Annotated in this window: 9 protein-coding genes and 2 tRNA genes; 7 read left to right on the forward strand and 4 right to left on the reverse strand. The window is 39.4% G+C overall.

Going from position 1 to position 11,846, the window contains the following annotated elements; genetic code table 11:
- The first annotated feature begins 83 nt into the window (after positions 1-83).
- From KG118_RS08960 to KG118_RS08980, 5 genes are all read left to right on the forward strand, one after another.
- Positions 84-860 (forward strand): AMP nucleosidase, encoded by a 777-nt coding sequence (locus KG118_RS08960; protein ID WP_117713076.1) that lies wholly within the window; start codon positions 84-86, stop codon positions 858-860.
- Between the two features lie 11 nt (positions 861-871).
- Entirely contained in the window at positions 872-1,891 is a 1,020-nt protein-coding gene (holA, locus tag KG118_RS08965) for a DNA polymerase III subunit delta (RefSeq protein ID WP_117713077.1), read from the forward strand.
- Between the two features lie 879 nt (positions 1,892-2,770).
- Complete coding sequence (locus tag KG118_RS08970; RefSeq protein WP_117713078.1) at positions 2,771-3,229, forward strand: helix-turn-helix domain-containing protein; 459 nt, start codon at positions 2,771-2,773, stop codon at positions 3,227-3,229.
- 72 nt (positions 3,230-3,301) lie between these two features.
- Positions 3,302-4,078, forward strand: coding sequence for a dihydroorotate dehydrogenase electron transfer subunit (locus KG118_RS08975; protein ID WP_117713079.1), 777 nt, complete (start codon positions 3,302-3,304; stop codon positions 4,076-4,078).
- Entirely contained in the window at positions 4,066-4,977 is a 912-nt protein-coding gene (locus tag KG118_RS08980) for a dihydroorotate dehydrogenase (RefSeq protein WP_005654228.1), read from the forward strand. Before KG118_RS08975 ends, KG118_RS08980 begins: the two co-directional genes overlap by 13 nt.
- A gap of 92 nt (positions 4,978-5,069) precedes the next feature.
- Here the strand turns inward: KG118_RS08980 and trmD are convergent, their stop codons facing one another.
- Positions 5,070-5,747 carry a tRNA (guanosine(37)-N1)-methyltransferase TrmD gene (gene trmD, locus KG118_RS08985; RefSeq protein WP_022219095.1) on the reverse strand — a complete coding sequence of 226 codons (678 nt, stop codon included), beginning with the start codon at positions 5,745-5,747 and terminating at the stop codon, positions 5,070-5,072.
- Between the two features lie 97 nt (positions 5,748-5,844).
- Here trmD and ligA point away from each other — a divergent pair, with 97 nt between their 5' ends.
- Positions 5,845-7,842: an NAD-dependent DNA ligase LigA gene (ligA, locus tag KG118_RS08990; protein WP_117713080.1), complete on the forward strand. Its 1,998-nt coding sequence runs from the start codon at positions 5,845-5,847 to the stop codon at positions 7,840-7,842.
- Between the two features lie 103 nt (positions 7,843-7,945).
- Positions 7,946-8,839: a 4-hydroxy-tetrahydrodipicolinate synthase gene (gene dapA / locus KG118_RS08995; protein ID WP_117713081.1), complete on the forward strand. Its 894-nt coding sequence runs from the start codon at positions 7,946-7,948 to the stop codon at positions 8,837-8,839.
- Positions 8,840-9,170: 331 nt separating this feature from the next.
- Here the strand turns inward: dapA and KG118_RS09000 are convergent.
- The 3 genes from KG118_RS09000 to KG118_RS09010 form a co-directional block, all read right to left on the reverse strand.
- A tRNA-Arg gene (locus KG118_RS09000) sits at positions 9,171-9,244 on the reverse strand.
- A 21-nt stretch (positions 9,245-9,265) separates the two neighbouring features.
- Positions 9,266-9,339: transfer RNA gene (locus KG118_RS09005), tRNA-Arg, on the reverse strand.
- Between the two features lie 75 nt (positions 9,340-9,414).
- A complete protein-coding gene (locus KG118_RS09010) occupies positions 9,415-11,712 on the reverse strand; it encodes a patatin-like phospholipase family protein (RefSeq protein ID WP_117713082.1) in 2,298 nt (765 codons plus the stop codon).
- Positions 11,713-11,846: the final 134 nt, after the last annotated feature.

Below are 11,846 nucleotides of genomic sequence, written 5' to 3' on the forward strand. Positions count from 1 at the left end.
CTTGTTTTTACTTTTTTATTGTATTTTTGTGAGTTAAATAATCGCTTCCTAATGACTTTAGGGAACAAATTTAATAAAATCTTATGAAAACAAAAGAAGAAATCGTAGCTAATTGGCTACCCCGTTACACAAAACGTAACCTGGAAGATTTTGGAGAGTATATCCTGTTGACTAACTTCAACAAGTATGTAGAAATTTTCGCTGAAAAATTCAATGTTCCTATTCTTGGCAAAGACGCCAATATGATTTCTGCCAGTGCGGAAGGCATGACTATTATCAACTTCGGAATGGGAAGCCCTAATGCCGCCATTATCATGGATTTATTAAGTGCCATCAAACCCAAAGCGTGTCTGTTTCTGGGCAAGTGCGGGGGCATAGACAAGAAAAATAGAATAGGGGATCTTATCCTTCCAATCGCCGCTATCCGCGGTGAAGGTACCTCAAACGACTATTTTCCGCCGGAAGTGCCGTCGCTGCCGGCATTTATGTTACAGCGTGCCGTTTCTTCTGCCATCCGTGACTATGCCCGCGATTACTGGACCGGTACTGTATACACCACCAACCGCCGCATTTGGGAGCATGATGAAGATTTTAAAGAGTATCTCAAGAAAACCCGTGCCATGGCAGTCGATATGGAGACGGCAACCTTGTTCAGTTGCGGTTTTGCCAATCATATTCCAACCGGTGCCTTGCTGTTAGTATCCGACCAGCCCATGATTCCGGAAGGCGTCAAGACCGATAAAAGCGATAGCATAGTAACTCAAAAGTATGTAACAGAGCATGTTGAAATAGGTATCGCATCTCTACGTATGATTATTGATGAAAAGAAAACGGTAAAACATCTAAAATTCGACTGGTAAAACCAAGAAACATGGCAAAGCAAGAAATTACATGTGACGACATCATAAAGGAGCTAAAAACCGGACAATATCGCCCTATCTACTATTTAATGGGGGAAGAACCGTATTACATCGATCTCATTTCAGATTATATAACAAATAATGTACTGAACGAAACCGAAAAGGAATTCAACTTAACCGTTGTATATGGCGCAGATGTAGATGTGGCTACAATCATCAATGCCGCCAAGCGCTATCCAATGATGTCCGAACACCAAGTAGTAGTAGTGAAGGAAGCACAGAATATACGCAATATGGAGGAACTTTCCTACTATCTTCAAAAGCCCTTGCTATCCACCATATTGGTAATATGCCACAAACATGGCGTATTGGACAGAAGGAAAAAGCTTGCTGCTGAAATAGAGAAGTCCGGTATACTGTTTGAATCCAAAAAAGTAAAAGATGCCCAACTACCGGCATTCATCACATCTTATATGAAGCGTAAGGGAGTAGACCTTGAACCCAAAGCAACTTCCATGCTTGCCGACTTTGTAGGAACCGATCTCAGCCGCCTTACCGGTGAACTAGAAAAGCTTATTATTACACTTCCAAAAGGTCAGACACGAGTCACCCCTGAACTAATAGAGCATAATATCGGAATCAGCAAGGATTATAATAACTTTGAACTTCGTAGCGCCATTGTAGAAAAGGATGTTTTAAAGGCTAATAGAATAATAAAATATTTTGAAGAAAATCCAAAAACCAATCCAATTCAAATGACTTTATCTTTACTTTTTGGCTTCTTTTCCAACTTAATGCTGGCTTATTATGCTCCTGAAAAGTCAGAGCAGGGTATTGCCGCATTCTTAGGTTTAAAAAGTCCATGGCAGTCTCGTGAATACCTCAGTGCCATGCGGAAATATAATGGGGTAAAGACCATGCAAATCATTGGAGAAATACGATATACAGATGCCAAATCTAAAGGAGTAGGAAACTCTTCATTAAACGATGGCAATCTATTGCGAGAGTTGGTCTTTAAAATCTTGCATTGATTTCCACATTTATGCTTCTCTTTATATAAAAGAAGGAAATATAAAAATAACTCATTTCTATATCATTTTGTCACATTTAGGGGGGATTTCCCCCTTTTTTCTATTATCATGATTTCTCGATAGTATAAAGAGAGAGATAATAAGTTGTAATACAATAAAATACATAGAATATAATCCTCTGAGAATCGTTTTTTTCTAATCATTCGGACTTTTATACAGAAAGAAAGCAAAGATTTCATTTTGCGACATTACAAATTAGTAAAAGATTAGTTCATCTCTATTTTGTCACCCATTTTCATTTAAAAAGAATTTCTCCCATTGAGTTTATTAAACTTAATGGGAGAAATAGTTGTATAACACAACCATGATATATCACCTATGTAAAAAAAGGACAGATACACAGATACATACCACAACTGTAATATATTACAAACATAAATACATCAGTATTAATATATTTGTAAAATAAATTATTTACAAACACAATACACACCATTACATTTTCATCGAATAAACTATTAACTACACTAATATATATATTTACTACACTGTAAACCTGATGTATACAATATTTTATTGTACTAATAGATTATAAACACTAGAGATATGACTAAAACATCTGTAATTAATGCCTTATAACAAGTTTTATATTGATATATATTATTATATATCAATATAATATGCAAATATATTAAAGTTTATATCGTAGTTGTTTTTTGTATATTCCAAGCATTTACAAAACAAAACAACACATATGTAAAGCAATAGAATACTTTTGTAATTTTATTAATATCACATTTTTAATTTGCTTTTGTAAATTCTATTTTTTACTTTTGTGATTAAATTAAAAAGAGATACAATTGTAATAATATCTACGACATGAGTATAAAGGACAGATTCAAGATGATAATGGACCGGGAACAATTGACTGCAGGAGCATTTGCTGAAAGCATAGATGTAGCTCAAGCTACTATCTCCCATATTTTAAGTTCCCGTAATAATCCAAGTACGGAAGTCATTCTAAAACTGCACAAGCGATATAATGACATCAACCTTGAATGGCTTCTGACAGGAAAAGGAAATATGAGCAATAACTCTCCAACTGCTGACGATGGCGGATTTGACTACCCTTTATTCGCTGACAATCCGGAAAACCTGTCCAACAAGACGGATATACCGGAAAATCGCAAGGAAATCGCATTAGAAACGGTACAAAAAGCACCTAAAGAGATTGTAAAACAGGAGATTATCTATAAAGAAAGACCACCCAGAAAAATAACTGAAATAAGAATATTCTTTGATGATAATACGTATGAGACATTCAAACCGGAAAATTAAAGGGCAACTACGGCTATTTACACAAATTCCCGTATCTTTGCAGCCAAAAGATAATTCTTCTTTATAGATAATATGAAAAAATATATTTTAGATCTGACAGTGACTGAGAACGTCCGGCTGCATACCAACTATGTGCTGCTGAAATTGACTTCCTCGTCCCTGCTCCCGGAAATGCTTCCGGGACAATTTGCAGAGATTCGCGTAGACAGTTCACCCAGTACTTTCTTGCGACGCCCTATCTCTATTAATTATGTAGATAAACAAAGGAATGAGGTATGGTTCCTAATTCAACTTGTAGGAGATGGAACCAGGCGCTTAGGTGAAGCAAAACAAGGAGATGTAATCAATGTAGTGCTTCCATTAGGAAATGGCTTCACAATGCCTGAAAAGCCCTCAGAGAAGCTTTTGTTAGTGGGTGGTGGTGTAGGTACGGCACCGATGTTGTATTTAGGCGAGCAATTGGCTAAAAACGGAAGCAAACCCATCTTCTTATTAGGTGCCAGAAGCGACAAGGATTTGCTGCAATTAGAAGAATTTGCTGCCTACGGAGAAGTATATACTACCACGGAAGACGGTAGTCATGGCGAAAAAGGATATGTTACCCAACATTCCATATTAAATAAGGTGAACTTCGAGCAAATATATACCTGCGGTCCTAAACCAATGATGATATCTGTAGCTAAATATGCCAAAAGTAAAGGCATTAATTGTGAAGTATCTTTAGAAAACATGATGGCATGTGGCATAGGCGCTTGTTTATGTTGTGTGGAAAACACTACAGAAGGTCATTTATGTGTATGTAAAGAAGGTCCGGTTTTTAATATAAACAAACTATTATGGCAGATTTAAGTGTAAACATTGGCGAATTGCAAATGAAAAATCCGGTAATGACAGCATCCGGAACCTTTGGATATGGTGAAGAGTTCGCCGATTTCATCGATATATCGCGAATAGGTGGTATTATTGTAAAGGGCACTACTCTTCACAAACGTGAAGGAAACCCATATCCGCGTATGGCAGAGACTCCTTCCGGTATGTTAAACGCTGTGGGACTGCAAAATAAGGGTGTACATTACTTTGTTGAACATATCTATCCGCGTATTAAAGATATAAAAACCAATATGATTGTAAATGTTTCAGGTTCTGCTATTGAAGATTACATGGAAACAGCTGCAATCATTAATGAACTTGTAAATATTCCTGCCATAGAACTAAACATATCCTGCCCTAATGTGAAGCAAGGTGGAATGGCATTTGGTGTTACAGCCAAAGGAGCTGAAGAAGTGGTAAAAGCCGTACGCTCAGTTTACAAAAAGACACTTATCGTAAAACTGTCACCCAATGTCACAGACATCACAGAGATAGCACGTGCAGCCGAAAATGGCGGTGCGGACAGCGTATCGCTCATCAATACCCTATTGGGAATGGCTGTAGACGCAGAACGCAGACGTCCCATCCTTTCTACGGTGACAGGCGGTATGTCCGGAGCGGCAGTGAAACCTATTGCACTCCGTATGGTATGGCAAGTTGCTAAGGCAGTAAAAATACCTGTCATAGGTTTAGGGGGCATCATGAATTGGAAAGATGCCGTAGAATTTATGCTCGCAGGTGCCTCAGCTATCCAGATTGGTACAGCAAACTTTATCGATCCGGCAATTACTGTGAAGGTTGCAGAAGGTATTGATGACTACCTAAATAGACATGGATATAAGTCTGTTAAAGAAATAATTGGCGCACTTGAGGTATGACAAATTACAAAGCATAGCCATTCGCAAGCTATTTTCATAAAAAAGGACATTCAAATTGAATGTCCTTTTTCTTTTTATTTACATCTTACAGATTACTCGCCTAACAAATCAGGACGTAACTTCCGGGTTCTCTCAAGAGATTGTTGCAACTCCCATTCCTTTATTTTAGCTTCATGGCCTGATAGTAAAATATCCGGAACTTTCCAACCTTTATAATCAGCCGGACGCGTATAGACAGGAGCGGCCAAAAGATTATCTTGGAAAGAATCGGAAAGGGCTGATTGTTCATCAGAGATAACTCCCGGTATAATACGTACAATCGCATCGGCCATAACGGCAGCCGCCAATTCGCCACCAGTCAGCACATAGTCTCCGATACTGATTTCTTTCGTTATGAGATGTTCGCGAATACGATAATCAATCCCCTTGAAATGTCCGCAAAGGATAATGAGATTCTTTGCGAGAGATAGCGTATTAGCCATAGGCTGATTGAACTGTTCGCCGTCCGGAGTTGTAAAAATCACCTCGTCATACTCCCGCTCCGCCTTCAAGGCATTGATACAACGTTCTATGGGTTCTATCTTCATAACCATTCCGGCAAACCCGCCAAAAGGATAATCATCTACCCGGCGATATTTATCTTCGGTATAATCACGAAGATTATGAATATGGATTTCTGCAAGCCCCTTGTTCTGAGCACGTTTCATTATGGAGCAATTGAAGAATCCTTCAATCATTTCCGGCAAAACAGTAATGATGTCAATACGCATATATTTAATTTTTCCGCAAAAATAGTGTAAGTTAAGAGTAAAAGCAAAAAATATTCGGGAGAAACCCGTATTTTTGCGTTCAAACTCCAGAATCATTATGACAATAAAAGAAAAGATAGACCAACTGCGCGCCGACTTACATCGGCATAACTATAATTATTACGTATTGAATGCTCCCGAAATATCTGATAAAGAGTTCGATGACAGGATGCGTGAATTACAGGAACTTGAAAAAGAACATCCGGAATACCAAGACGAAAATTCACCTACCATGCGTGTGGGAAGTGACTTGAATAAGAATTTCACTCAGATAGCTCACAAATACCCTATGCTTTCATTGGGAAATACCTATTCAGAAAATGAAGTGACAGACTTTTACGACCGAGTGAAGAAAGCCTTGAATGAAGATTTTGAGATATGTTGTGAGCTAAAATACGATGGTACATCCATTTCACTGACTTACGAAAATGGCAAACTGGTACGTGCCGTAACTCGCGGTGACGGTGAAAAAGGAGATGACGTAACGGATAATGTAAAAACAATCCGTACCATACCATTAATACTCCACGGCAATTACCCTCCGTTATTTGAAATCAGAGGAGAAATATTAATGCCTTGGGAAGTGTTTGAAAAGTTGAATAGGGAAAAGGAAGCGCGTGAGGAACCGCTTTTCGCTAATCCACGCAATGCAGCTTCCGGAACTTTAAAGCTGCAAAATTCCGCCATTGTAGCCTCTCGGAAGCTTGATGCCTATTTGTACTATCTGCTGGGAGAAGAGCTACCTTGTGACGGTCATTATGAAAATCTGCAGGCAGCAGCCGGCTGGGGATTTAAAATCTCGGAACACACGAAAAAGGTGCACAGCCTTGAGGAAGTATTTGAATATATCAGATATTGGGATACCGAACGCAAGAACTTGCCGGTAGCGACAGACGGTATTGTTCTAAAAGTCAACAGTATGCGCCAACAGAAAAATCTCGGTTTTACTGCAAAATCTCCCCGGTGGGCAATAGCATATAAGTTTCAGGCAGAACGGGCTTTGACTCGCCTAAATAAAGTCACTTATCAAGTAGGGCGCACCGGAGCTGTAACCCCCGTCGCTAATTTAGACCCGGTACAACTGTCCGGTACTATTGTAAAAAGGGCTTCTCTGCACAATGCCGACATTATCGAAGGGCTGGATTTACATATCGGAGACATGGTTTACGTAGAGAAAGGCGGGGAAATCATTCCTAAAATCACGGGAGTAGACAAAGATGCACGCTGTATGCTTATCGGCGAAAAAGTGAGGTTTATCACTCATTGTCCCGAATGTGGCAGCAAGTTGATACGCTACGAAGGAGAAGCTGCCCACTACTGTCCTAACGAAACGTCCTGCCCACCTCAGATTAAAGGTAAGATAGAGCATTTTATCAGCCGTAAGGCTATGAATATCGACGGATTAGGCCCGGAAACTGTAGATATGTTCTATCGTTTGGGCTTAATTAAGAATACGGCAGATTTATATCAGCTCACGGCAGATGATATTAAAAACTTGGATCGTATGGGTGAGAAATCAGCGGAGAATATCATCAAAGGAATCGAAGCGAGCAAAGAAGTTCCATTTGAAAGAGTGCTCTTTGCCTTGGGTATCCGCTTTGTAGGAGAAACGGTAGCCAAGAAAATAGCCAAATCCTTTAACGATATAGACGAACTGGAAAATGCAAACCTCGAAAAACTGATAAATATCGATGAAATCGGGGAAAAAATAGCGCAAAGCATTCTGGCATACTTCGCAAACCCATTGAACCGAGAGTTGGTGGAACGTTTGAAATCCACCGGATTACAACTCTATCGCAGAGAAGAGGATTTAAGCGGATATACGGATAAACTGGCGGGACAGGCTATTGTTATAAGCGGTGTGTTCACACATCATTCAAGAGACGAATACAAAGAGTTGATAGAAAAAAATGGCGGAAAGAATGTCGGCAGTATCTCTGCCAAGACCAGTTTTATACTGGCAGGGGAAAATATGGGTCCGGCCAAATTGGAGAAAGCTCACAAGCTGGGCATAAGGATTATGAGCGAAGATGAGTTTTTAACGCTTATATCCTAACAAATTTCTACAAAAAACTTTTTTATGGCTTATATTTGTATGGCAAATCGAAAAAAATCGTACTTTTGCGAGTCGTTTAATTAGAGATTACTTTATAATACTCATGATACAAACTAGATTGAAAGGAATGGGGGTAGCGCTGATTACTCCATTTAAAGAGGATGAAAGCGTTGATTACGATGCATTGATGCGTTTAGTAGACTATCAGCTTCAAAACAACACTGATTTTTTATGCGTGCTTGGCACTACGGCAGAAACTCCAACTCTGAATGAAGAGGAAAAAAAGAAAATCAAGAAGATGGTTATCGAGCGTGTGAATGGAAAAATACCTATTCTGCTTGGAGTAGGCGGAAATAATACTCGCGCTATAGTAGAAACTCTGAAAAATGATGATTTTACAGGGGTAGATGCTATTCTATCTGTTGTTCCATACTACAATAAGCCTTCTCAAGAAGGAATATACCAGCACTATAAAGCGATTTCCGAGGCTACCGACCTTCCGATTGTGCTCTATAATGTACCGGGACGTACCGGTGTAAATATGAAAGCCGAAACAACCCTGCGTATTGCACGCGACTTTAAGAACGTAATCGCAATTAAAGAAGCATCAGGCGATATCAGCCAGATGGACGACATCATAAAAAACAAACCAGCTAATTTTGACGTTATTTCGGGCGATGACGGCATTACCTTCCCCTTAATTACCTTAGGGGCAGTTGGCATCATCTCGGTCATTGGAAATGCCTTTCCGCGCGAATTTAGCCGCATGGTACGTCTGGCATTGCAAGGAGACTATCAAAATGCGTTGACTATACATCACAAATTTGCAGAATTGTTTAAATTGCTCTTTGTAGACGGCAACCCTGCCGGAGTAAAAGCCATGCTGAATGCAATGGGAATGATTGAAAATAAACTTCGCTTACCTTTAGTGCCCACCAGAATCACTACTTTTGAAGCTATGCGCAAAATATTGGACGAATTAAATATTAAATGCTAAATGCAACTTATATAAGCTGTAAGCCTCGTAGATTATACGGGGCTTTTTTATTGCAAGAATAGCCTATACTCTCTATATTTTTTGTAGACTGATATGATGTATATCAAAATCCGGTTTGATATACATCATATCTATTTTTCATACGATGAAAAAAATCTTTTCATGCAGGTTAAAAGATAAGGCTTTCTTTTTATATAGACTGACTATGTTGTATGCATAAAAAAGAAAATCCCTCAGGTTTTTACGTTGATCCGTTTTTACGTTGATCCGATATACGATTTCTATAAACACAAACAAGAAACCTCTACAAACATATTGCAGAGGTTTCTTGTGATCGCGACAGGATTCAAACCTGTAACCGGCTGATCCGTAGTCAGCTACTCTATTCAGTTGAGCTACGCGACCTTTTTATTATTAACAAAAGTGTGACCGCGACAGGATTCAAACCTGTAACCGGCTGATCCGTAGTCAGCTACTCTATTCAGTTGAGCTACGCGGCCTTTTTGTTTAACGGGTGCAAAGATACGCACTTTTTCCGAATTAGCAAGCGATACGCAAACTTTTTTTGAAGAAAGTTACTCGATGAATCGGTAATTAAACAGTTGCCAACCGAGTGTCAACCCTACATTCCATTCCTTTTTCGGTGAACTATAATGATTTACATATGCAGAGATTGCTCCGAAAGGCAATTGACATATCACAGAAATTTCTCCCACATATTCAAAGCGTGAGAATGCTTTTCCATAATAAGCCTTATTCAAAGCATTCTTTTTGATAGGAAATATCGGCATGAAACCATAAAATTCAGAACGGAACTGAAACATATCATTGAAAACAAATATCGGCTTGACCCCGGCAGCCAAAAACTGATTAGCCCGGAACGCCTCATTATACATCAGCTTACTATGAGGAGTAGGAGAAAAATCCGCCGCCTGCAACATTGTTGCCGTATAATTCTCTGAAAAATTCTTCGATGAATACAGCATTTCCGCCATCCACCCCAAAGTAAACTTAGGGCTCATGGTATGATAGGCATATTTCATATAAGAAATCTGCAACCAAGACTGCCGCTCTTTAGTTGTAACGCTCGTCTCTGTCGGATTTCCCGGTATGAATCTTTCTTTCCCGCTAAAGACTTGTGCCACCAACTTTTCAAAATACCCTTTAGTAGCATACTGTCGCGCATTCAACGTACTCCCATAAAATCCGATAGCTCCACCCAAAAGGTTATAAGTGCTCTTATCCGAACGGTCCTTATCAAAATTGATTACGCTGGATTGAAAGTAATTATCTTGCAACTTTCCGTATCCGATACTTATCTCCGCTCGTTTGTTGGCCAAAAAAGGTAAGGCTACCATCAACTTTACAAAACGCTCGTCTTTAGAATTGAAAGAGGGTTTATCGTTTTTAGAAAAAAGCTTGTCTTTCTTATAATAATCGAACGTGCTTAAAGAAGCAATAAGGCGATAAGAAGTCGGAACACGGGTAGGAAGGTCTATTTTAGCCATAAACTGCGCATTATTATACACCTTGCCAATCTGACCGTCGAGAGTGATTTCCTTGGAATAGTAATTCAAGTTCTGATAGCCCAATCCTAAATAAATCTGGTTGGAACTGGTGGTCGAAACACTTCCACCCATCCGTACAGAGAAATTATCTTCCATCTTAACCTTCAGATGCAGTGAATACAGGTCACTTTTAGTATCATAAACCGCATGAGGGATAATCTCCGAAATCATATTGTCGGATAGCAAACGGAAATAGCCACGTTTCAAATCTTCGTATGTAAACACTTCATGGTCTTCATCATGAAATTCTTTCTTGATATATGCTTGTTGCTGTGGGTTCGCTCCCTCTATATAGATGTCTCTAAAACGGAATTGGGGTAAATTACTTCGATATACCAGACGCCTTAAACGCACATTCTCAGCATTTACCCTCCGATGGATACGGCCTTTTATGGAGTCCATCAAACTTATAGTCCGATTGTAACCAATATCATGCAGTTCTTGCAGGCGGTCAAAATCCAGAAGACTTACATCATCGTACTTGAATGTCATAATAATGCCTAAAGAATCCGGAAGGGTATAATCCGTCTTCTGCATAATCATATTCTCAAGCTGGCTCATCAAATCATTCTCTTTCGGCTTACTGGGGTTAGCTGCCACCACACTGCCTATAATAACTTCCGGCCGGAAGTCCTCACGCATAATGTCCGTTGGGAAATTATTGTAAATACCACCGTCATAAGCCAAAACACTATCAATCTCTATCGGTTTGAAGACAAACGGGAAACTCATAGAAGCACGTACCGCATCTCCCAAATCTCCTTTACGCATAATCAACGGCCTTTTATTATATACATCGGAAGCGATGCAACGGAAAGGCACAAACAACCGATTGAAATCACCGTTGCACGCTGCCGTAGCGCGAGCAAACAATTCCACAAAGACCAAGTTCATCTGAATGGGATTTACCATGCTCGTAGGAAGTATCTGAGGCTTGATGTGTAACGAATCCTTAAAAGAGAAACGGATATTGAAAAACTCCGGAGTCGGTCGGTTCTGCTTAAAATAGTATCCATATTTAGGCTCTACTTGCCCCGAATACCAGCGTTTGAAGTCTTCGGAACGCAACAAAGCTTCCATGTCATCAGGAGAATATCCCATAGCATATAGCGAACCTATGATAGCTCCCATGGAAGTACCGGTGATATAATCGATAGGGATATTATTTTCCTCCAAAGCACGGATAATGCCGATATGCGTCATGCCCTTTGCACCGCCGCCACTCAAAACAAGTCCTACTTTCTGGGCTTGCGCAAGCGGCAGAAGCAATAAACAGACTGATAAAAACAAAAGAAATCTTTTCATGAATACAGTTTCGAGTGAAATATACTAATTTATTCAATGCTCAAATATAAACAATAGTTTCCAAAAACCTCGTATCCAACGGAAAAAAACATATCCATTACGAAAAAAAACAAAAAAGGTGTCAAAATGTAAAA

It is taken from the genome of Bacteroides propionicigenes, from assembly GCF_018390535.1.
GTDB lineage: Bacteria > Bacteroidota > Bacteroidia > Bacteroidales > Bacteroidaceae > Bacteroides > Bacteroides propionicigenes.

Coding starts and splice junctions, on each gene's coding strand:
- KG118_RS08960 (WP_117713076.1), top strand. CDS start 84: ATGAAAACAAAAGAAGAAATCGTAGCTAATTGGCTACCCCGTTACACA.
- holA (WP_117713077.1), top strand. CDS start 872: ATGGCAAAGCAAGAAATTACATGTGACGACATCATAAAGGAGCTAAAA.
- KG118_RS08970 (WP_117713078.1), top strand. CDS start 2,771: ATGAGTATAAAGGACAGATTCAAGATGATAATGGACCGGGAACAATTG.
- KG118_RS08975 (WP_117713079.1), top strand. CDS start 3,302: ATGAAAAAATATATTTTAGATCTGACAGTGACTGAGAACGTCCGGCTG.
- KG118_RS08980 (WP_005654228.1), top strand. CDS start 4,066: ATGGCAGATTTAAGTGTAAACATTGGCGAATTGCAAATGAAAAATCCG.
- trmD (WP_022219095.1), bottom strand. CDS start 5,747: ATGCGTATTGACATCATTACTGTTTTGCCGGAAATGATTGAAGGATTC.
- ligA (WP_117713080.1), top strand. CDS start 5,845: ATGACAATAAAAGAAAAGATAGACCAACTGCGCGCCGACTTACATCGG.
- dapA (WP_117713081.1), top strand. CDS start 7,946: ATGATACAAACTAGATTGAAAGGAATGGGGGTAGCGCTGATTACTCCA.
- KG118_RS09010 (WP_117713082.1), bottom strand. CDS start 11,712: ATGAAAAGATTTCTTTTGTTTTTATCAGTCTGTTTATTGCTTCTGCCG.